Source organism: Zhongshania guokunii (assembly GCF_040892635.1).
Taxonomy (GTDB): Bacteria; Pseudomonadota; Gammaproteobacteria; order Pseudomonadales; family Spongiibacteraceae; genus Spongiibacter; species Spongiibacter guokunii.
The window spans coordinates 1-22274 of record NZ_JBFRYA010000017.1 but is presented as its reverse complement, the minus strand read 5'-3'; the positions used below and the strand labels follow the sequence as shown (position 1 = coordinate 22274).

The window sequence follows — 22274 nt, the reverse complement described above, 5'->3', positions numbered from 1 at the left end:
AACCGACTAGCTTATTGATCAGCAGACAAAAAATCAGATAATAATTAAAAAAAGGCGAACTGCGCCCAGCTCGCCTTTAAATTATTCACCCCCTAATTTTAATACCTCAGCCGACTACTAAGATTTTCCCGTCGCGGCCACCCTCGGCCGCCGCTGCAACCGCTTGTTTGATCTCACTTACAGGGTATTCGGCATGAATTTTCGATTTTAGCGTACCATCAATAATGTATTTCGTGATTTTACCAAATACCGCCATTTGCTGTTCAGGTGTAGCCGTGCGGAACCAGCGGGCAAGCCAGAAGCCTTTGAGCGTAACATCGCCAAACACCAAAGATTTTGCTGACAAATGGCAGGGCTCACCGCTCATCAATCCGTAGTTCACCAAGGTACCACTCACCGCAAGACAGGCCCCAATGCGATCTGTCGCGGCGCCACCAATGGCATCAATTGCCAGTTTCGGTTTGTTATCGCCGGTAATTTTAGCAACCTCTTTAGCGAGACCTGGGCCGTCTACCAGCACCACATCGCCGCCCAGTGCTTTTACGCCTTCCACTGCAGATTCGCGGCGAACCACGTTGATTGTTTTAAGGCCTTTAATTTTTGCTAATTGCACCAAGTAACTGCCTACACCCGAGTTAGCGGCATTTTGAATAACCCAGTCGCCGGGCTGTAGGTCTACAAATTCTTCTAGCATGAGCAGTGCAGTTGGCGGGTTAATGGTCATCATTGCCAGCTGCTTGGCGTCGGCCTCGTTTGGTACAGGAATAAGCTGCGAGGTTTTGCACACCATGTGAGTGGCCCACGTGCCTATGCCAACAGGCAGCATTACGGTTTGGCCAATAGCGGGGCCCTTGCCACCAAGTTTAACTATTTTACCCACACCCTCGTTGCCACCAATAGCCGGTAAGGGTGGCAATATGCCGTATTCGCCGGTGAGAGTAAGCACGTCTGAAGGGTTAATTGGCGAGGCGATCAATTCTACCAGCGCTTCATCTTCGGCTAATGCAGGCGCTTCAAATTCAACCGCAGAAATCGACTGCTGGGGAATTGGTCCGCGCTCGGTGTACTGTGCTTTTAACATGACTTACTCCTTTGATTTTTGGAAATGTAATTTTTTTTAATACCTTAATTTGGCGGCAAGAAGGTTTAGCGCTGTTCGCGATACAGCTCAGCCAATTTATTGTAACGCTCCCGGTTCAAACCTAGATCCGAATAGCCTGCGCGACTGGAGGAGCGAAAATGCACCTGCTGGTTTTTGGTATCAAGCCAAAATTCTACATCGTCGCGGTAACGCATCAACGACGTGGTAAAAACCACATACAGATAATCGTCCGACTCCTCCACAATGCTGCCACCACCGTAGCTAGCCACCGCCGTCTTTAGGGCGCGCAGGGTACTTGCTTGGGAATCTTTGAATGGCAGCGGCGCCACCTTCTTCGCTGGGTCGTCGACTTGGCTAGAGACATTATTGGGCTTACTGCTAATGGCGGCTAACTTACCGTCTTGCACACCCAATTCGGGAACCTGATTGCCTTGAATAATCACTCGCGCCAAAAACAATACAACGAGAATACCAATAGCGCTTAAGACGATTTGCATTGCCTTACCCTTCATATCTATTCCCGCCACCAAATTACTTTGTGCGCAAAATAATGGCAGGCCATTATTGACCTGTCAATGTTTTGCGCGCAAAATATTTTAAACCTCGGAGACCAGCCTTGACCGATATTCCAGCCCTCAAGCTAAAAAACCAAATTTGCCACTCACTGTACTCGGCCACCAATGCGTTGATTCGCGCATACCGCCCGCTGCTCGATCAGCTGGGGCTAACCTATGCCCAATACTTGGTGATGCTCGCCCTTTGGGACGAAGATAAGGTCATTATCAAAAGCCTTGTACAGCGCACCCGCTTTGATGCAGGCACCCTCACCCCCATTCTTAAGCGCCTCGAAAGCAAGCAACTGTTGACCATGGTTAAAGCAAGCTCCGACTCACGACAAAAAGTAATTGTGCTCACCGAGCAGGGTAAGGATCTAGCCGACCGCGCGCGCCGGATTCCCGACAATATCAGTGGAAAAATAGACATGCCCGTCGAAGATGCCCAGCAACTCAAAGCCCTTGCCGAGCAGCTCTATGCGCTAATTAACACCAACCTAGCGGAAAGCGAAACAGAGTAAATTCATTTGCTTTGCCTAAAATCAAAACACAGCCGCCACTCTTTACCTAGCCAAGCTGCACGCTACAGGCCCGCAAGACGACCTGATTTTTTGTCAACGAGTGGCATCACAAAACCAACAATTTGTGACATAGCCGACAAGCCATCAACCAACGCCCAACATGAGGCGCGCTCGCCACCACCCTGCCCTTGCAAATAGTCAGCGGCCTTCGCTGCAATTTTAATTGCACACGCCACGACAAATTCCGGCGTTTAAATCCATCAAAATACAGATAATCACAGCATCAACGGTACCAGCAAATATTGTGACAACGGCCGCTTCTTGAGCAAAAAACTGGCAACGGCAAGTGCTCACCAAGCGCACACTAACAAGCCAGTCACGCCGACATGCTCACACTGCAAATTAACATAAATGTGTCATAGCGATAAAAATACGCGACTTAGCGCACATTCGTCGCGCCCCAAACAATAATTCATTCGTCTAACCAGCAGCCATAGGTACAATTATGAAGCCGTTACTATGATCAGAAAAAAGCGATGATTTAGCGCACAGCAATCGACCTAAGCGCTTTATTAAGGGAATAATATTTTGAAATATCGCGCAGAAATAGATGGCTTACGCGCCGTTGCAGTCATCCCCATTATTTTATTCCACGCCGGATTTGAGTTTTTTAATGGCGGTTTTGTTGGCGTGGATATTTTCTTTGTTATTAGCGGCTATCTGATTACCACCCTCCTCATAGAAGACCTAGAACAGCAAAAATTTAGTATTATTAGTTTTTATGAGCGGCGCGCACGACGACTATTGCCCGCTCTGTTCTTAGTCATGCTGTGCTGCATTCCGTTTGCTTGGGCATGGCTCCCCCCACAAGAAATGAAAGACTTTAGCCAGAGCTTAGTGGCTACGGCGAGTTTCAGCTCGAATATATTGTTTTGGCTGGGAAGCGGCTATTTTGATTCCGCCAATGAGTTAAAGCCCCTTCTCCACACGTGGAGCCTAGCCGTAGAAGAACAGTATTACGTATTATTTCCGCTGTTTTTGGTGTCAACATGGCGGTTTGGCAAGGCCCGCGTATTCTGGTTTGTTGTGACGCTTGCCAGCGCAAGTCTGCTGCTGAGCGAGTGGGGCTGGCGAAACAGCCCTACAGCTAATTTTTATCTAGCGCCAACGCGGGCTTGGGAGTTGCTCGCTGGAGGAATCGGCGCATTTATTGTTCAGCGCCGCGGCATTCAAAATAACAATAGCTTAGCCTTCCTCGGTTTGGCCGCCCTGTTATTCTCTATTTTGGTTTTTGATGAAAGTACGCCATTCCCCAGCGTTTATGCACTGGTGCCGGTATTGGGCGTCGTCTTAATTTTGATTTACGGGAATAAAGGCAGCTACGCCGCGCGGCTGCTAAGCACGCGATTACTTGTCGGCATAGGGCTGATCAGTTATAGCCTCTACCTCTGGCACCAGCCCGTTTTCGCTTTTTATCGGCACGCCACCACCGTGCAACATGCGACCGGCTACGTGGCCTTAATTGGAGTAACGCTAGCACTCGCCTACCTGTCGTGGCGATATATTGAGCAACCGTTTCGACTCAAAACCATTATTCGCCGCGCCACCATTTTTTCACTCTCCAGCGCAGCCATAGCTGGCATATGTATTTTTGGCGTTATGGGTATAACATCCGACGGCTTTGCAAAAAAACGCAACGAAGCCCTATTTAAAGACCTAGCTTATAACACTAGCCGGCTAGGTTATGTGAAGTGCCCAGAATCCCTAAGTAAGAATAAGCCAAGCCTCGATTATTGCCATGGTACGAGCAACCACCCGACGGCGCTTGTTGTTGGCGACAGCCACGCTGATGATAAATTTTATGGTATTGCCAAGGCCATGGATCAATATCAATGGCAGTTAATTGGTAATTCTAGCTGCCCGCCTTTGCTCGGTGTAAATTTAAAGGCCGCCGACGGAACAGTGTGCACCGAACGCCTGCAGAAGATTTTTAACTATATAAGAAGCCAGGAGCAGCTTGAGCTAGTGGTACTGTCTTTTGCCCACGCCTACCCGCTAGATACATTTATAGCCGCAGACCATGTGCAAAGAAAATTCGACCCTCGCGACAGCATCATTACTGACATTAAAAACCCACAATTAAACAGAGCGGATGCTTTTTATGGCGGGCTAGCCAAAACCCTAGAGCTGCTAAACCAGCTAAAAATCAAGGTGGTGGTAATGGTAGATATCCCAGAGCTCACCTTCTTTCCACTAGATTGTATTAAAGGCAAAACTGAATGTGCGTTTTCTAAGCAGGAAGCCATCACTAGGCAAGCACTGCATCGGCGCCGACTCGCGGAACTAGGCGCTCGTTTTGCCAATGTTAAGATTAATGACCCAACTAGCATTTTTTGCAGCGGTGACAATTGCAGTATTCTGCGCGATGGCCACACCTTATACCGCGACTCCCATCATTTAAGCTTATTTGGCAGCCTGTACTACGGGCGGAGATTTGCGACGTGGTTTCAGCAAAGTAACATAGACATACTCACTGCCTCTAGAGAACTAAAGACTAGGCCCGATTAGCTCGGCAAAATACTTCGCAAGCAGTGCGGCGCCATCGTATGAGGGATGATCGTCATCAAGATAGAATAATGAGTCGCCCTGAGCCACAACGCAGCGCCCCGCTATCGCGGCATTACAAAATACTTCGTCAGGGCGAATACGTTGAATATTGGCCTTATCAATACTGCCTAGCGCCTCATTAGTTCGGCGATTTGCAGCCTTGTATACACCGTAATCGGTACTTAGCAGCAGGGGCTCATGCGCACGTGTTGCCGCGCGCAAATAGAGATCTGGCACATCCGAACCCGCCTCAGGTATTTGATACACCAAAAATATCGGCACATTAGCAAACTCATCAGCCAAAGCGGCAATTGATGCTTTATAGGCCGCCAAAACGCCAGCACGGCGCTCCGCCTCATTGCCGTATTGGCCATCGGGAACGAAATTAACAACAAAGTCTTCGACTCCACCCTCGCCATTGTCAAACTTACTTGCCTCAGCGAATATCCGCCAACGCGCGCTCAGTACTATTGCATCAAAACCCTCGGTTTTGGCCCACTGCCACACGGTGTCGGTGTAGGCGGCACAATCTGAATAATCAATATCGACGCGGTGTATGCCTTTAATTGGCGGACACGAAGCGTAGCCAGCATGATAAATTTTGGCTTGCGGCAGGTAATCCGCCAATTGCGCCGCGGTGTTATCAACATGGCTATCACCCCACACCAATACCTTTTTCTGGCCGCTGCCGTACCAGCATTCCGCTTGCGGAATATAAAATTCTTCGCCGGCATCAGTGCGGCACAGCTCCGCAGCGGGGCTGCGACTATTGCGCGCCGCTTCAATGGTAGTCAACAAATCAGGATCAAAGCGGAAGACGTTGCCCTTATCTGCCACCCCCAGCGCGCCAGCGCCCATCAGGACCAGCGCCGCCGAAACTGCCGCACGGCGAAACACCGGCGAACTCACCTTCGCTCTATTACGAAATGGCTCCTCTATATAGCGCCGCGAGAGATACGCCAAAACAATGCAGAGCAGAACCAGTAGCGCCATCAGCAGTGCGGGTGGCTCGCCTTGGAAAATATAGTAGTAGCGAGCAAAAGCGAATAAGGGCTGATGCCACAAATAGGCGCCGTAACTAAGCAGCCCCATACCAACAAATAGACGGGAGCTAAGCAGCCCGTAAACCAAGGTATTTGGCGCCGAAAACAAGATAATCAGCACGGTACCCAGCACTGGCAATAGCGCATAAAACCCAGGGTAACGAGTGTCGCGGTCGTAAATAAATACGCCCAGCAACAACATAAACAAACCAAACACACCCAAGCTCTGCCGCACTCGCCATGAGACTTTTAATACACCGCCGCGACTGTAATAAAATGCAATGAATGCGCCGCTGAAGATTTCCCACGCCCGAGTGGGCAGAAGGTAAAAATTAGCTTCTGGCGCCTTATGAGCAGCCCAGCGCGACAACAGCAAGCTCACTGCCGCCAAGGCAATTAGCATAAAATTCAAACGCCGCTTACCAAACCGCCAGCAGCCCAGAATGAGTAAAGGAAACAAAAGGTAGTACTGTTCTTCTACCCCCAAACTCCAAGTGTGGAGCAGTGGTTTAAGCTCGGCACTACGCTCAAAGTAACCGCTCTCCAGCCAAAACTGAATATTAGACAGAAAGCTCGGAACCGCTATTAAGCTCTCGGCAAAGCTGCTCATATCAATTGGCACCAGCCAATACCAAGCGGGCAAAAGACAAGCAAACACAACCAAAAACAGCGCAGGTAAAATACGGCGCGCACGACGCTCATAAAAATCGGAGAGACTAAAACTTCCCTCATCCATATCACTAAGAATCATATGGGTAATCAGATAGCCGCTAATGACAAAAAACACATCAACGCCAATATACCCACCCGAAAAGACACCCACGCCAGCGTGATAAAGAATTACAGGGACAACGGCAAGCGCTCGCAGGCCATCAATATCAGCTCGATAGTGCAATGATGATTCCTAGTTCTATTTTAATGGTGTACGCGTTATGCCTGAGTGAAGATCAAGATAGGACATCAGCACCTTCTGTATGCTTATTCTCGGCCGCTCCTTGGCTCGTCATAGCGCTCAAACGTTACGGAAATTCACGAGTCGCAATGATAGGAGACAAACAAAACCAGACCAAACTCAAAACGAGAACCCCATCACACTTAGCGGCCGTAGATTAGTTACCGGCCGCCACTATGACATAAAAAACTGGGGGTGATTGGCAAGCTGAGACTCCCGTCTATCGACGGACAGCACTCAGCCTGAGGACGAGCTACCGCAATAACAACAGTGGTTGTTGAGTTTTTTGCAGCATTTTAGCGGTAAGGCTGCCCAGCAACATATCCCGCAAGGGGTGATGGCTATATGCACCCATCACCGTGAGATCAATATTTTGCTCAGTTTGGTATTGGCACAACTGCTCATCGCTGCGGCCCTTGGGCAGGTGCACGAGCTGGTGCGCGACGCCACCGCGGGTCAGCGTTGCAGATGCCTCGGCCAGAATGCTCTCGGCACTTTGCTCATCGCCCACATACACCAGATGGCAGTGTATATCGCTCAGCGCGGGGCTAGACACCACCATATCTAAAGCTTTGCGCGAAGCTTCTTGGCCATCGTAGGCCAACATGATTTGCTGCGGCGCAGCAAAGGCCTTATTTACCACCAGTACCGGCTTATGCAGCGAGCGAATAACGGTCTCGAGATGTGCGCCAAGTTGGCCCTCACGGTGCTCTTCGCCGCGCACGCCCATCACCAGCACGCGAATATCTTGTTCATGCTCGATTAAAGTTTCTTGCAGGCTGCCATTGCGCTGCCATGTCTCAATATCGCTTACACCCTTGCTCTCCACCCGCTGACTAGCGGCGTCGAGCATTAACTTGCCCTTTTCCATCAACAGCCGGCTGCGATGCTGCTCGACCTTAATCAGCTCCTCGAGCAACTCTTCCTGGCTGCCAAGGCCAATACTGCCACTGAGATCGGCAATTGGCGCCTGCGGGCGATGTTCGAGATTGTGAAGCAGTTTCACCGGCGCACCGGTTTTACCGGCCAGCCAAGCTGCGTAGTCGCAAACCGCAGTAGTGAGGCTCGCGCCGTCGATACATCCTAGTATGTAATTATTATTCATTAGTGCCCTCCGAGAACTTTTTCGATTTCTTCCGGCTTATCGTGAACGCCAAAGCGGTCGACGATGGTTTCGCTGGCCTCATTCAAGCCGATTAACTCAACGTCTGCGCCTTCGCGGCGAAATTTCAACACTACTTTATCAAGCGCCGCCACTGCAGAAACATCCCAAAAATGGGCGCGGCTGAGGTCGATAATCACTTTCTCGTTAGCTTCTTTAAAGTCGAAAAAGGCGACAAATTTGTCGGCTGAGTTAAAGAACACCTGACCAATTACTCGATAGCGGCGCGCCTGAGTATCACCGTCCAGCTGACTGTCTACATACATAAAGTGGCTAACTTTATTGGCAAAGAACAAGGCTGCCAACAACACACCAACAAATACCCCAAAGGCTAGGTTGTGCGTCCAGACCACCACGGCAACAGTGGCAATCATGACCACATTACTCGACAGTGGATTAGATTTTAAATTGGTCACTGAACCCCAATTAAAAGTACCAATCGACACCATGATCATAACAGCAACCAGTGCCGCCATTGGGATGATCGACACCAGATCGCTTAAAAACACCACCATGGTCAATAACATTACCCCAGCAACCATGGTTGACAAGCGACCGCGACCACCGGATTTTACGTTAATTACCGACTGACCAATCATGGCGCAACCGGCCATACCGCCGAGTAAACCCGAAAATATATTGGCGACACCCTGCCCCTTACACTCGCGATTTTTATCACTGCCAGTATCGGTTAGGTCGTCAACAATCGTTGCCGTCATCAACGACTCTAATAAACCAACCACTGCCAAGGCCGCTGAGTATGGAAAGATAATAGCGAGGGTTTCCATATTCAGTGGCACTTCTGGCCACAGAAAAATGGGCAGAGTGTCTGGCAGCTCGCCCATATCGCCAACGGTGCGAATATCCAGCCCCACCAACAGGCTAAATGCGGTCAAGCTCAGAATACAAACCAGCGGCGAAGGGATAACCTTGCCAATCACCGGCAACAGCGGGAATAAATAAATCACCCCAAGCCCCGCGGCCGTCATCGCGTAGACATGCCAGGTAACATTGGTCAGTTCAGGCAATTGCGCCATAAAAATGAGGATCGCCAAGGCATTAACAAAACCGGTAACCACCGAGCGCGACACAAAGCTCATTAGCTGACCGAGCTTGAAGTAGCCCGCGATGATCTGAAAAACGCCAGTTAACAAAGTCGCGGCCAGCAAATACTGCAACCCGTGCTCTTTTACCAAGGTCACCATCAACAGCGCCATAGCACCGGTGGCCGCCGAGATCATACCTGGGCGCCCGCCAACAATTGCCGTTACCACCGCAATACAAAAAGAGGCGTAAAGGCCGACCTTTGGATCGACACCAGCAATAATAGAAAAGGCAATGGCCTCAGGAATGAGGGCAAGGGCAACAACCAAACCCGCCAGAATATCCCCACGGATATTACCCAGCCAGTCTTCTTTCTTCGATAACAAAAGCATAATCAACCTGAAATTTATAGGGGAGCACAAGCAACCTTGCGTAAAGGACCGGCATTATACACTGTATGATTAATGCCACTCCAATATGGGTCAAAGTCACAATAGAAAGCCGACTTTAGCAAGGGAGAACGCCAAACAAGCGAGGCAATACGCCTCGATGGCGTATATGAACGGGAGCTGCGCATGCGAAAACATCATTCCATTCTGCATACGCGGGAGCAAAAACAGCAGATTTCGAGAAAAAGTGCGCCTAAGTATTCCGGGCTAAAGGCGCTTAACCACTCTAGCGGGAGAGCCAGCAACCACACAATTGCTCGGGACATCCGCATTTACAAAGGCATTAGCGCCAACCACTGAGTTATTACCTATGGTCACGCCGGTGGCAATAACAGTTCCAGCACCAACCCACACATCATCCCCAATACTTACGTCACCAACCGCCAGCGGTTTATGTAAATCGCCAGGGCTACCGTATTCGTGTGTACTCGAAAATATTTTGACATGAGGCCCCATCAACACCCGATCGCCAATTCGGACAGAGCCAAAGGCTTCTATAAACGAACCAACCCCAACCACTGAATTAATGCCCAGCGAAAATCCACCGCCAACTTGCATATCAACAAGGCGTCGTATTTCTGAACCGTCGCCCAGCTCAAAAAAGCTACACCCTTTACCTATAAATATCCGTGTGTTTTCTTGTATGCGCGCGCTATCGCTTAGAGAAATACGCGGCGTTTTTTTCTTTCGCAAACGATAAGCAAGCAAAGATCGACGAAACCAAAAATCCAATCGCATATGCTCCCCTTATTTATTAAATATACTAGGTAAATAGGATTTACTTACATAGCTTAAATGTCTTAATTTTTTTGCATTTAACTGCTTATTCCGCAACAAATAGTCAAAGAATTTTGCAGAGGAGTTGACATCGTATTTGATATCGTCAAGCTGCTCAGGAAGCTGATCGTAAGCCAGGTCAAAATACGCACCACTGCCGCTAGCAATGCCCAGGCCTACACCCGCAACAGGCACCCCCAACAAAGCGTATTGCAGAAGCATTGTCGAATTTATACCAACAACGCCGCCGTAATCGACATAATTGGTATATGGGCTAAGCTCCGAGCTTTGATACGTTACGGTGTTGTGCTGCGGCAAATCGGTATAGCTCGCTCGCGGATGGGGGCGAACAACGAAGCTAACGTGAGGGTACTTTGCCACCAAGGCATTTATAAAGTCGGCCATAGTTTTTACAGGCGATGACAGCACTATATTGGTGTCACCCTCATCTTGTAAGGGCACAAATATTGGCTTAGTTGAATCAAACTGTTTTTGCTCAAAAAAGTCGCGCGACTTGATATAACCCAGTAGGCCAATTGACGAAATCAATACTTTACGCCGCGCGCGCATAAATTTAGTTTGATTAAACTGGTGAGGTTCAAGGCCTTCTTTTATAAAGCGAGCATTGGCATTCGTGCCAAACTCACTAAAGTAGCAGGTTCCAGCTTGGGGAAACCAGCCCGCCTCGGCATAGACAAATTTCGTGCCCGCCGGACACTCAGACCGAAGACGATCGTCCGCCTCAGTTCGCCCGCCCCACACAACTACGCAGCGAATATCGTTATTAACCAGTACTTCAGGCAAGCTTGCTTCGCCTTCAAAATAATACTTATCTTGTGCAGAAATGAATTTTTGTTTAATCGATTTAGGGTTGCAGTAAAAAGTGATTTCGTGACCAAGCTTAGTCAGCGAGTTTGACAGGCTAGCAAAAATACTGTGCTTTGAGGCCCATCGCTCGGGGCGATCTTCTTGATAGACACCTAGCGTAAATAGAATTTTCACGCTAGTTCCTTGCGCCGCGCGCACGCTATGCCTGCGCCATCGACAGTATCACCAAGCCCAAAAGTACCCGCCATGCTAATCAGTATCATTACAATCCAATTTCAACGACCATTATTGTGAATATGCGCCAATGCTTAACAGCTCGAATTAGTCACGACTACCCAGCAAGGCTGCACACCTAGATTAAACACTATGATCTAGCGCCGCGCACTAATAGCTGTAGCGATTGTGCAAACGCAAACAGCTCAGTCTAGCCCTACTACCCCGAGGCGGCTAAAGCGCGCGGAAGAGCAGCGATTATACGCGGTTTCCCAGCCTAACGCCGACTCGATGCCAAGCTAAAGAAACACCTGCAGACTCCAGTGGCGAAATGTTATATTACGCACATTCTTTTTCGGCATGCCACGCACGCCAACAGCAATATGACTGCGAGAAACCAGCAATGTTCGACTACCTTATTGTAGGCAGCGGCCTCTATGGCTCTACCTGCGCTTACGAGCTTAAAAAACGCGGTAAAAGCGTGCTGGTCATCGAAAAACGCGATCATATTGGTGGCAATATTTACACCGAAAATGTCGATGGCATTCAAGTTCACCGCTATGGCGCGCATATATTCCACACCAATAGCCGCGAGATTTGGGATTACATCAATCAATTTGCCGATTTCAACCGCTACACCAACTCGCCGGTCGCTAATTATCAGGGCAAAATATACAACCTGCCCTTTAATATGAACACCTTTTATCAGCTTTGGGGCAGCCGCACCCCAGCAGAAGCCCAAGCGAAGATCGCTGCGCAGCGCCAAGAACTCGACGGTCGAGAGCCGAGCAATCTCGAAGAACAAGCTATTAGCCTTGTGGGCCGCGATATTTACGAAAAACTGGTTAAAGGCTATACCGAGAAGCAATGGGGTCGCTCGGCCACTGAGCTACCTGCTTTTATCATCAAACGGCTGCCGGTGCGCTTCACCTACGACAACAACTATTTTAACGACCAATTTCAAGGCATACCCATTGGCGGCTACACGCAGATCATTGAAAAAATGCTGACCGGCATCGAGGTGCGCTGCAACACCGATTTCTTTACAAAGCAGGCGGAGTATCGCAGCCTTGCTAAGCACATTATTTACACTGGGCCAATCGACCAATATTTCTCTTATCAATTTGGCAAGCTAGAGTACCGAAGCCTGCGCTTTGAATCTGAGCGCCATGAAACTCCCAATGTTCAAGGCAATGCCGTGGTCAATTACACGGCGCGCGACGTGCCCTATACTCGCATCATTGAGCACAAGCATTTCGACCCCGTGGACACCCCCCACTCTATTATTACTAGGGAATACCCCGCTGAGTGGCAGGAGGGCATGGAACCCTACTACCCAATCAACAATGAGCTTAACGACAGTCTTTACCGACGTTATCGCGCGCTGGCCAAGGCCGACACTAAGGTCATTTTTGGCGGACGCCTCGCCGAGTACCGCTACTACGATATGCATCAAATTATCGGCTCCGCGCTAAAAGACCTGCAATCCATGAGCTAAGACGAATAGTCCACAATGAATTTTTTATAAGGCGACAAAATGGAATTCGCAAAAGTCGACGTTGCAGTGCAGTCTTACAAAAAGCCAGAGTCATTGCTCTATACATTAATGACCTTAAAAGCGGTGGCTGGCGACCGCATCGACACCGTGTATATCAACGACGACTGTTCAGGCGACGCAACACTCGCCTACTACCAAAACGAGACCATACGGGCGTATTTTAAACCGTGGAAGATCCACCTCAGGTCTAATTCCAAGCCCGCGGGCGTCAAGCAAATCTACTTAGCGAAATACCGTCCCAAATACATGGGGCTGTGGTTTTTTATCAGTAAAATTCACCGCTTTTACAACAGCAGCACCCACAACAAAGACGATGTGCGCTATCAGTACGCCATCGACAATACCGACAAGAAGTTTCTGTTCATTATTCATGACGATGTCGAGTTTCGGCGCGATATCGTCGGCTTATACTTGCAAGCGATCAATGCCAAGCCCAATACCGCTGCCGTTGGTGATCTAGGCCAGTGCTGGCGCTGCGGCCACGCCACCAGCTGCAACCCCAAGCGTATTATGGACGGCTACCGCCCCTCGCCGCATTGGCCAATGACCGCCCCATCAGCCGACAAAGCAGCTAGTTTCAGCGCCGACGAGGGACATTTCGCCTGTCGCATCAACGAATGGTGCTGCATGCTTGATGTTGCGCTAAGCCGCGAGATAAGCCGCAAAAGCGGCTGCCTATTCGGCAATTATTATCGCCGCGCCGATGTCGCGGCCCTCTGGTTTTATAATGCGGTTAAATTAGGCTATAAGATCGCCGACCCGCTGCCGGAAGAGTCACTGCCCCAGCAGATCAACATCAACCAGCGCTCTAACTGGTATCAACACGGATTCCAAGGCCACTCTGGCCACTCTATTTGGGTCGATCAGGGCAGCGGCAAACAGCAGTACCAAGCTGATGACATCCGCACTCGGATAAAAACCCAATTTGGCATTGATTTATCTAGCCTTTCTCTACAGCCCTTGGCGGAAACTAACTAATGAATAGCCCTGTGCGCATCTTCATAGCCACCCACAAAGATTTTACGGCCAAACTACCTGATATTTACACGCCAATACTGGTCGGCAGCAATGTGAATAGCGCTGCCCAAGCGATGCTAAGAGATAATAGTGGCGAGCAAATTGCAGACCGCAATCCCAGTTTTTGCGAGCTAACAGCACTGTATTGGATATGGAAAAATGACAGCGCCGCGATTACCGGCCTTGTGCATTACCGCCGTTTTTTTAGTGGCCTGAGCAGTGGCCGCGGCGGTCTAACGCCAAACTTGTTGTCCGAAAAAGAGGTCCACAAGTTTCTAGATAATTTCGATATTATTATTGCCAATCCGTCAGTACACGACAGTAAAACCGTATATGAGCAATATCGCGACGCCCACCACATTCAAGACCTAGAAAAATGTCGGAATGTTATCGCACAGCAGTGCCCAGATTACTTGAGTGATTTTGACGCAGTAATGGCCAGTTACAGTTTTTCCGGCTTCAATATGTTTGTTGCCAAGAAGCCCCTCGTCGACAATTACTGCAGCTGGTTGTTTCCTATTTTATTTGAACTAGAAGAGCTCTGTGATATTTCCAGCTACGACAGCTATCAGAGTAGAATCTACGGTTTTATCGCCGAGCGCCTGTTCAATGTTTGGCTGCAAAAGAACCAGCTTCGCTGCCTTAACTCACGGGTACATCGCATCGACAAAAAACGATCGCCACTATCAATTAAGCGACGATTACAGCTGTGGCGTCGCTATTACAGCAAATAGCGTTACGCCACCACAAAGCGTGAGCCTAGCGCCAGCCATTGCAGAGCTGCACTACCTCAGACAGCTGTTCATCGCTCATCGCTGGCCCCAGCGGCAGGCTCAGCGCGGTATCACTCAGGTGCTCAGTTAGCGGCAGCGACATGGCATTCCATTCGCTAAGCGCTTTTTGTTTATGCGGCGCAATTGGATAGTGGATTAGGGTTTCCACGCCATTTTCTGCGAAGTAGGCCTGTAAAGCATCGCGGCGCGCCGTATGAACAACGTATAAATGAAATACATGCGAGCCATCATCCTTAAAGCTCGGCAGGGCAATATCGGGGTGCCTAATGAGATCGCGATACTGCTTGGCCAACGCTTGACGTCGTTGGGTTTCCACATCGAGAAAACGCAATTTCACGCGCAACACCGCCGCCTGCAGTTCATCAAGGCGGCTGTTTACACCTTTTAAGGTATTTTCATATTTTTGCGCGCTGCCGTAATTGCCCAGTAGACGAACCGTCTCTGCCAGTTCCTGGTCTGCGGTTACCACCGCGCCACCGTCACCAAGAGCGCCTAAGTTTTTACTCGGATAAAAGCTAAACGCTGCTGCGTGACCCAAGCTTCCCGCTCGCCGCCCTGCGGCTACCGCTCCGTGCGCTTGCGCGGCGTCTTCTAGCACCAGTAAATTGTGCTGTTCTGCCAACCGATTAATCGCCGTCATATCGGCCAATTGCCCGTACAAATGCACCGGCAAAATAACCCGACTGCAATCAGTGATTGCCTTAGCCGCATTGAGCGGACACAAATTAAAACTCTTTGTATCTGGCTCAACTAAAACGGGACGCAGGCCATTATTTAGTACCGCTAAAATTGTCGCTATATAGGTATTAGCGGGCACCAAAACCTCATCGCCCACCCGAAGTTTGCCCAGTTCAATCCACGCCCTTAAGGTCAAGCTTAAGGCATCTAAACCACTGCCAACCCCTACCGCAAAGCGATTGCCACAGTAGGCGGCAAACTCGCTTTCAAATGCAGCGAGCTCCTCGCCGCGAATATACCAACCCGAATCGACAACCCGCGCCATCGCCGCCAATATTTCTTGGCGATACTGTTGGTTTATTGCGTGTAAATTAAAAAACGGAACCACCAAGAGTCTCCCGACAAAGTTTCACAAAGAGACTCTGCACAAACTGCTAAAGGCTATGTGATAGGTTTTGAAAATAGCTTACTTCGCTGTCAAAAATCGCTTATTCATTTCAGCAAATTTGCTAAAGGCCTCGGGCGCCATCGTAAAATAGACGTTGTCGGCGTCATCATGACTTAATACCGCGCCAAATTTTTCGTGAAAGCTAATCACTTTCGTATTTTCTTTGCGTACATCTAAATGACAGGAGCGAAAGCCCAGTACTTCGAAGCCATAGCGATAGGCTAGGCTCATACTTTCTAGAGCAGAAGACGCAGTTTTATTATCGGTTAAGATCCAACTGCCAATCGCAAAGGAATCACGGCCGCCAATAAAGTCATACACGCGTATCGTGCCAATGGCCATATCGTCACGACGGCGGCAAATAATAAAATAATACTCTTGGCCAGCTGCCTCGCGCTGCTTGTATGCTTGCAGCCACGCTCGCTGAGCCTCGGCCCCGCCACTCACCGCCGACAGATGACGATTATAACGTGGATCTACCCGCAGGGAATAAACAAACTCTGCGTCCTGTGTTTCGACCAAACGCAAATAGATACTACGACTACCTATGGCTTCCACGCTAAGCTCCCCAAGAAATCGTCGTAATTCCGAATATAGTCATTTTCGTAATAATACTCGTCTGCCAGCACCAGCAATACGCAGCCCTCACTTAAATCATGTAGCTCGCGCCAGACCATGTCGCAGACCAGCAAGCCCTGGCGAGGATTATCTAACCAAACTTCTTCACGCTTGCGCCCGTCATCTAAAATCACTCGACAGCGACCACTTACGCACACCAACACTTGCTTAAGGTTTTTGTGAGCGTGAAAGCCGCGCGCTACGCCCTGCGCGGTATCAAAAATATAGTAGACTCGCTTGAATTCAAAGGGCACATTCTTCCCAGACTCAAGGGCGACTAATTGGCCACGGCTATCGCCGTAAGCAGGTAGATCAATTAGCTCAATTAAACTCAAGCTTCCTCCTAAAAATCATTTAACAGACCGTCTCAAGCTTGCTAATAAGACACCTGCCGCCGTTACTTCCGCAACGATATTAAGTACGGTCCCGAAGATAACGATACTCTCGTTTAAATCCGGACCAAAATGCCGCAGGCCGCCGAAACAGATCGAAAAACAATTTCCAGCGTGCACTATAAAAATTCACCCTAACCGCCAAGCGCGCTACACGCTTGTTTAGCACCGCGACCACCGCAGGCAAATCCTGCTCGGAACGGTGTAAGTCTCGCAATCGCTGCGCGAGAACATCATGCCTAAGCCGCACTTCTTTTAGGCGACAGCTAATCAGCTCCTCGCGATGAATACCCCTCGGCTCGTCAATTGTCGATATACCGACGCCAAGGCGGTAATACACCAGCGGCTTATCGATAAACTCTACGCTATTATCCAATACCGCACGAAAACCTAATACCAAATCTTCGTAGGCATATGGGTAATGAATGTCGCCGTAATTTTCCCATAAAGACCGCGATACAGCGCCAGTAGCACCTAAATAGGTGAATTTCGACAAGGCGGCTTCGCGAACATTTAGTGCTGGGCACATAAATCCGCCAGGCGGTTCATAGGCCGCCGCATCGCCATTTTGATCAATCGCCGCCACATCAGAGCACAATAGCGCCGGTTTTCCCGTGGACAGATAACGCGTTACCAGATGCGAAACCCGCTCGGGAAAAGAAATATCGTCGCCGGCAGCCAATACCACGAGCTCACCCTTGGCCTGCGACATCATTAAATTAAAATGCGGAATCAAACCCATATTTTTTGGATTTTGCCTAACAACGACTGGGCGACCTTGACCGTAGCGCTCTACCGCGAGACATAATTTTTCATAACAGCCGTCACTGGAAGCATCATCCGAAAAAATAAACTCCGCCACGGGATAATCTTGCGCCAGCGCGCCCTTCACGCAATCATCAATAAATGCTTGCTGGTTATAACACAGCACCAAAAATGTGACGGCTACAACATCCTCGCTCATATCATTGCCTTCCCTAGCAAACAGCCTTGCGCCGCTACGCCGGCGTGAAAATGAAAAACATTCACGAAAAAAGCCGCCGAAAAACAGCCGCCAGCCATAACCGCAGCGAATAACTTCGCCCGCGACGACCAATATTACGCACGGGCAAATATTTTGCTTTTGGCTTGTTTTTCATTAGCCAAACTGTGAATAAACGCTCGGCTAAAAAGCCAAAAACTCGCTTTTGATAATTGTCATAAGTTGACAGATCGACCTGTTTTTCAAGTTCAAACAACAGAGGAAAAAGCCAACTACAATAATCCTGCACCAGCATTTTTCTAGCGACAAACATATTGTAACGGATCAATTTATTGCCCTGCATAGTTTGCTCAAAGGCCGCGCTATAATCCGGACAGCGAATAGCTATCAGCTGTTTCATGGCCTGCAAATCTTTATCAACGTGAAATGCCTTATACTGTTCGCCCACACTACGATCTTTAAACTCATAGGGCCTGATGAGAATCACGTCATGATTAGCAAGGTAATGACTGATCTCACTTTCGCTCAGCAAGCCAAAAAGGCTTCCCCGCATATCAATACCAGAAAAAAATCGCCTATAGTGAACAAGGCCCTGAATGTCAGCCGCTTCGTTCTTCCACATCCAATACAGCGCGGTAAGCTCGCAGTAATAGGGATTTTTAGATGAAATATTATCGCCAGTATTATCTTTTTTAATTGGCGAGCTAGCCTGATTAATATCACTACCCACTAAAATGGGTTGATATATCCTAGGTACCTCACCGGCAAAATCTTTGTGAGTGGCAATATATATTTTCATCTGTACACCACGCATTAGACCGTTACGATCACGAGCCACTGAAGTACTACCACAAATCACTCCCGACAATTAGCGTATCCACTCAGCATGTTTCACCGGGAGCCAAAACCGACGCAACGCCGGCAAGCTTGGCGCGGGCACGTAAATAGCGGTTGCGGCCAAAAGTCAGCAAGGCAATTAATTTGCGGCGGCGATTATCGCCAACATATTTTTCAACGACGCTAGCCGGCGAGCCATGTTTGCGGGCGTACAACACAAAAGATCGCCCTTTGTGAAAATGAATAAATTCGTTGACCGCTTTATTGCGCACCGTTGAGCCACCACCAACATGGGGAATACTCACATTACGGCAGTGGATTACTTTTAGACCAGCGTCATTGGCGCGCTTACAAATATCGACGTCTTCTTCATACAGAAAGAATTGCTCGTCAAAATAACCAACTGCGTTCATCAATTCGGTATCGAATAGCAGTACCGCGCCAACGAGCCAATCAGCCGCTTCAACACGTTTATCCGTCGTTGGCTCTAGCGCGGGACCAGCAATCGCCGCGCCGTTATTTTTCAGCTCGGCCAGCAACTTTTCTAACTCAGCCTCATCTAGCTGGGTGTCGGGATTTAATACCACCACATAGCGGGTTGTGCTGGCCTTAATACCTAAATTACAGGCACTGCCAAAACCAAGATTTTTGGGACACTTTACTAACTCAACATCTTGCCCGTATCGCTCGAGCAGCTCTTCGCTGCCGTCAGTACTTGCATTGTCGACGATCAACCAGCGCGGCAGTTTATTTTTCGCGCTATTACGCAAAGATTCGATATGCTCAGGCAGCACCTCGGCGCTGTTATACGTAATGGTGACTAAGGTCATCTCACTAAAAAGATCTTGCATGCTCGCCGTGTACTCCACCTTATTCATTACGACATTTTCGTAAACCATTTTACAAAAATGTTAATTCCCCGCGTCCTAGCCATGCGCTTTAGCGCAACAAACCCTCAAGTGCCAGCCGCCACTCACTCGCCGGCACACCGTAATCTTGTGCAAGCTTAGCCGAACTCAACACCGAATATGTCGGGCGTTTTGCCGGCGTTGGATAGGCATCGGTGGCAATCGCATTTACCGTGGGTCGGCGAGTAATAACGCCTTGCTTATGTGCTTGCTCAAAAATTGCCTCGGCAAAACCGTGCCAACTAACCGCCTCGACGCCAGCATAATGGTATATACCGTAGCGCGCCTCATTCCCCCCAGCGCTGGAATGCAGCTGACTTGCGATGGCGATCAAGGCCTTGGCGATATCACCAGCATACGTAGGACAGCCAAACTGATCTGCCACCACCCCGAGAGTGTCGCGCTCTTTCGCCAAGCGCAGCATCGTTTTAAAGAAATTATTGCCGTATTCACTAAACACCCAAGCGGTGCGCATAATAATATATTTAGTGGCGTGGCGGCTAATCGCCTGCTCGCCAGCCAGTTTGGTCTGCCCATACATACCAGTGGGCCCAGTAGCGTCAGATTCCTCGTAGGGCGTAATTTTAGTGCCATCAAATACATAGTCGGTCGACACATGCAGCAGAGGTATATCAAAGCGGGCGCTGAGTTTGGCCAAAGCTAGTGGACCATCTTCATTGACGCGCTTGGCTAAACCCGGCTCAGACTCCGCCCTATCCACCGCAGTATACGCGGCGGCATTAATGATCGCCGTGATCCCTTTATCAGCAATCAGCTTTTCCAAGACCACGGTGTCGTTGATGTCGGCGTCTTCGCGGCTCAGCAGAGTGTGGGTAATATTTTGCACTCGGAGCTGATCGGCCAAGCATTGGCCTAGCTGGCCATTGGCGCCGGTCACCAGCAAATGCATAGCATGCGGCTCACTCATTGCTGAAATAGCTCGGCAAGAGTGGGGGCGGCGCTGTCTTTGGCAGACAGGGTGGGGTTTTCCAGCGGCCAATCAATTGCCATCGCGGGATCATTCCAAATAAGGCAGCCTTCATCGCAGGGGTCGTAATAGTCTGTGCACTTGTACTCGAAGTCGGCGGTGTCACTGAGCACCACAAAGCCGTGGGCAAAACCCGGCGGCACCCAGAACTGGCGTTTATTTTCTTCGGAGAGGATTACCCCTTCCCACAATCCAAAGCTCGGCGAGTCTTGGCGAATATCCACCGCCACATCAAACACCTCGCCGCTGACCACCCGCACCAACTTTCCTTGCGGCTTGGTCTTTTGAAAGTGCAGGCCGCGCAACACGCCCTTGGCAGAGCGCGAGTGATTGTCTTGCACAAAAGGCAGACTAATGCTGGCCATCTCTCGGTAGCGCTCGGCTTGAAAGGTCTCTAAAAAGAAACCGCGATGATCACCAAACACCTTGGGCTCGATAATCACACAGTCTTTAAGTTTGGTAGGAATCAGCTTCATTTATACCCCGCGGCAACACGCAATAAATACTCGCCATAGCCGGTCTTTTTAAGGGCTTCGCCCTGCTGTATTAATTGCTCGGTACTAATCCAGCCCTGACGATAGGCAATTTCTTCTAAACAGGCGACCTTGAGACCCTGACGGTGTTCGACAGTCTGCACAAACTGACCGGCGTCGATTAAGGAGTCGTGGGTGCCGGTATCTAACCAAGCAAAGCCGCGACCCAGCACTTCAACATTTAGGTCTCCACGTTTGAGGTAGGCGAGGTTCACATCGGTGATTTCCAACTCACCCCTCGCAGAGGGCTTAATGTTGCGCGCAATTTCAACCACGTCGTTATCGTAAAAATACAGGCCGGTAACCGCATAGGGCGATTTCGGCTTGGCAGGCTTTTCCTCAATGCTGATCGCCTTGCCAGCCTCGTCAAATTCAACCACGCCAAAGCGCTCTGGGTCGGTGACGTGGTAACCAAACACCGTGGCGCCTGACTCTTTGGCAATCGCGCTTTTGAGATTATCGGAGAAACGCTGGCCGTAAAAAATGTTATCGCCAAGCACGAGGCTAACATTGTCATTGCCAATAAAATCGGCGCCAATGGTAAAGGCTTGGGCCAAACCATCTGGGCTCGGCTGCTCGGCGTAGCTGATGCTAGTGCCAAATTGACTGCCATCACCTAATAAGCGCTGAAAACCAGGCAAGTCAGTGGGGGTAGAGATAACCAGTATGTCTTTAATGCCCGACAGCATCAGCACTGACAAGGGGTAGTAAATCATTGGCTTGTCATAGATTGGCAATAACTGCTTAGAGCAGCCCATGGTAATTGGGTGCAAGCGCGTGCCCGAACCGCCGGCGAGGATAATGCCTTTGTATTTTTTACTCATGGTGTTTCCTTTAGCGGCTGCGCTGTGGCGCGCCAAGCGTACAATTAAAACCTAGTCGTCATACCGAGCACTTAAAAGCTGTCATACCGGACTTGATCCGGTATCTCATTGGGCGGCACCCAACCAGCTCCGTAGCACCAGATTCTGAATCAAGTTCAGAATGACTTCAAAAACATCGCCGTCATACCGGACGGAAAAAATGCGTCATACCGAGCTTTTAAACACCGTCATACCGGACTTGATCCGGTATCTCATCGGGCAGCACCCAGCCAGCTCCGTAGCATCAGATTCTGAATCAAGTTCAGAATGACTACGTTGCAAATGCAGAATGACTAAAAAATTAGCCATCACCAATCCGGTCCAATTTATAATCCCCCGACAACACCCGCTGCCACCACTGGGGATTATCCAAATACCACTGCACGGTTTTGCGAATACCCGATTC

22 protein-coding genes are annotated in these 22274 nt (G+C 49.5%); 5 read left to right on the top strand and 17 right to left on the bottom strand.

From position 1 onward, the window contains the following. Nucleotides 1-106: 106 nt before the first annotated feature. Both AB4876_RS16140 and AB4876_RS16135 read right to left on the bottom strand, forming a co-directional pair. Complete coding sequence (locus AB4876_RS16140) at nucleotides 107-1081, bottom strand: zinc-dependent alcohol dehydrogenase family protein (protein WP_368382784.1); 975 nt, start codon at nucleotides 1079-1081, stop codon at nucleotides 107-109. Nucleotides 1082-1146: 65 nt separating this feature from the next. Then, on the bottom strand, nucleotides 1147-1614 hold the full coding sequence (locus AB4876_RS16135) for a DUF1499 domain-containing protein (protein ID WP_368382783.1): 468 nt from the start codon (nucleotides 1612-1614) through the stop codon (nucleotides 1147-1149). Nucleotides 1615-1718: 104 nt separating this feature from the next. Between AB4876_RS16135 and AB4876_RS16130 the strand changes: the two genes are divergently transcribed. Continuing rightward, nucleotides 1719-2177 (top strand): MarR family winged helix-turn-helix transcriptional regulator, encoded by a 459-nt coding sequence (locus AB4876_RS16130; protein ID WP_368382782.1) that lies wholly within the window; start codon nucleotides 1719-1721, stop codon nucleotides 2175-2177. A gap of 62 nt (nucleotides 2178-2239) precedes the next feature. Here the strand turns inward: AB4876_RS16130 and AB4876_RS16125 are convergent, their stop codons facing one another. Beyond that, nucleotides 2240-2413, bottom strand: a complete 174-nt coding sequence (locus tag AB4876_RS16125; protein ID WP_368382781.1) for a hypothetical protein — start codon at nucleotides 2411-2413, stop codon at nucleotides 2240-2242. Between the two features lie 352 nt (nucleotides 2414-2765). Here AB4876_RS16125 and AB4876_RS16120 point away from each other — a divergent pair, with 352 nt between their 5' ends. After that, nucleotides 2766-4745: an acyltransferase family protein gene (locus AB4876_RS16120; protein WP_368382780.1), complete on the top strand. Its 1980-nt coding sequence runs from the start codon at nucleotides 2766-2768 to the stop codon at nucleotides 4743-4745. On the opposite strand, the gene AB4876_RS16115 is transcribed toward AB4876_RS16120, so the two are convergent. From AB4876_RS16115 to AB4876_RS16095, 5 genes are all read right to left on the bottom strand, one after another. Further along, nucleotides 4725-6722, bottom strand: a complete 1998-nt coding sequence (locus AB4876_RS16115) for an acyltransferase family protein (protein ID WP_368382779.1) — start codon at nucleotides 6720-6722, stop codon at nucleotides 4725-4727. The genes AB4876_RS16120 and AB4876_RS16115 overlap by 21 nt on opposite strands. Nucleotides 6723-7032: 310 nt before the next feature. Beyond that, the gene (locus tag AB4876_RS16110) at nucleotides 7033-7884 is read right to left on the bottom strand and encodes a universal stress protein (RefSeq protein WP_368382778.1); all 852 of its coding nucleotides are present in this window, start codon (nucleotides 7882-7884) and stop codon (nucleotides 7033-7035) included. Next, a complete protein-coding gene (locus tag AB4876_RS16105) occupies nucleotides 7884-9377 on the bottom strand; it encodes a SulP family inorganic anion transporter (RefSeq protein ID WP_368382777.1) in 1494 nt (497 codons plus the stop codon). Before AB4876_RS16105 ends, AB4876_RS16110 begins: the two co-directional genes overlap by 1 nt. 264 nt (nucleotides 9378-9641) lie before the next feature. After that, complete coding sequence (locus AB4876_RS16100) at nucleotides 9642-10172, bottom strand: acyltransferase (protein ID WP_368382776.1); 531 nt, start codon at nucleotides 10170-10172, stop codon at nucleotides 9642-9644. Nucleotides 10173-10181: 9 nt separating this feature from the next. Continuing rightward, the gene (locus AB4876_RS16095) at nucleotides 10182-11213 is read right to left on the bottom strand and encodes a hypothetical protein (protein WP_368382775.1); all 1032 of its coding nucleotides are present in this window, start codon (nucleotides 11211-11213) and stop codon (nucleotides 10182-10184) included. Nucleotides 11214-11655: 442 nt separating this feature from the next. Here AB4876_RS16095 and glf point away from each other — a divergent pair, with 442 nt between their 5' ends. The 3 genes from glf to AB4876_RS16080 are packed head-to-tail and all read left to right on the top strand — an operon-like array spanning nucleotide 11656 to nucleotide 14561. Further along, the gene (gene glf / locus AB4876_RS16090; RefSeq protein ID WP_368382774.1) at nucleotides 11656-12750 is read left to right on the top strand and encodes a UDP-galactopyranose mutase; all 1095 of its coding nucleotides are present in this window, start codon (nucleotides 11656-11658) and stop codon (nucleotides 12748-12750) included. 39 nt (nucleotides 12751-12789) lie between these two features. Next, nucleotides 12790-13788 (top strand): hypothetical protein, encoded by a 999-nt coding sequence (locus tag AB4876_RS16085; protein ID WP_368382773.1) that lies wholly within the window; start codon nucleotides 12790-12792, stop codon nucleotides 13786-13788. Continuing rightward, a complete protein-coding gene (locus AB4876_RS16080) occupies nucleotides 13788-14561 on the top strand; it encodes a DUF4422 domain-containing protein (RefSeq protein ID WP_368382772.1) in 774 nt (257 codons plus the stop codon). The genes AB4876_RS16085 and AB4876_RS16080 overlap by 1 nt, the downstream gene beginning before the upstream one ends. Nucleotides 14562-14586: 25 nt before the next feature. On the opposite strand, the gene AB4876_RS16075 is transcribed toward AB4876_RS16080, so the two are convergent. The 9 genes from AB4876_RS16075 to rfbA all read right to left on the bottom strand — a co-directional run bounded on the left by AB4876_RS16075 (nucleotide 14587) and on the right by rfbA (nucleotide 21829). After that, nucleotides 14587-15687: a DegT/DnrJ/EryC1/StrS family aminotransferase gene (locus AB4876_RS16075; RefSeq protein ID WP_368382771.1), complete on the bottom strand. Its 1101-nt coding sequence runs from the start codon at nucleotides 15685-15687 to the stop codon at nucleotides 14587-14589. 78 nt (nucleotides 15688-15765) lie between these two features. Beyond that, nucleotides 15766-16305: a GNAT family N-acetyltransferase gene (locus AB4876_RS16070; RefSeq protein ID WP_368382770.1), complete on the bottom strand. Its 540-nt coding sequence runs from the start codon at nucleotides 16303-16305 to the stop codon at nucleotides 15766-15768. Continuing rightward, entirely contained in the window at nucleotides 16293-16700 is a 408-nt protein-coding gene (locus AB4876_RS16065; RefSeq protein ID WP_368382769.1) for a sugar 3,4-ketoisomerase, read from the bottom strand. The genes AB4876_RS16070 and AB4876_RS16065 overlap by 13 nt, the downstream gene beginning before the upstream one ends. A 79-nt stretch (nucleotides 16701-16779) precedes the next feature. Further along, complete coding sequence (locus AB4876_RS16060) at nucleotides 16780-17721, bottom strand: glycosyltransferase (protein ID WP_368382768.1); 942 nt, start codon at nucleotides 17719-17721, stop codon at nucleotides 16780-16782. A gap of 61 nt (nucleotides 17722-17782) precedes the next feature. Beyond that, nucleotides 17783-18598: a DUF4422 domain-containing protein gene (locus tag AB4876_RS16055; protein ID WP_368382835.1), complete on the bottom strand. Its 816-nt coding sequence runs from the start codon at nucleotides 18596-18598 to the stop codon at nucleotides 17783-17785. 22 nt (nucleotides 18599-18620) lie between these two features. Next, nucleotides 18621-19454 (bottom strand): glycosyltransferase family 2 protein, encoded by an 834-nt coding sequence (locus AB4876_RS16050; protein WP_368382767.1) that lies wholly within the window; start codon nucleotides 19452-19454, stop codon nucleotides 18621-18623. 61 nt (nucleotides 19455-19515) lie between these two features. Beyond that, on the bottom strand, nucleotides 19516-20412 hold the full coding sequence (rfbD, locus tag AB4876_RS16045) for a dTDP-4-dehydrorhamnose reductase (RefSeq protein ID WP_368382766.1): 897 nt from the start codon (nucleotides 20410-20412) through the stop codon (nucleotides 19516-19518). Further along, nucleotides 20409-20948, bottom strand: coding sequence for a dTDP-4-dehydrorhamnose 3,5-epimerase (rfbC, locus tag AB4876_RS16040; protein ID WP_368382765.1), 540 nt, complete (start codon nucleotides 20946-20948; stop codon nucleotides 20409-20411). Before rfbC ends, rfbD begins: the two co-directional genes overlap by 4 nt. Then, nucleotides 20945-21829, bottom strand: coding sequence for a glucose-1-phosphate thymidylyltransferase RfbA (gene rfbA / locus AB4876_RS16035; RefSeq protein WP_368382764.1), 885 nt, complete (start codon nucleotides 21827-21829; stop codon nucleotides 20945-20947). Before rfbA ends, rfbC begins: the two co-directional genes overlap by 4 nt. Nucleotides 21830-22274 lie beyond the last annotated feature (445 nt).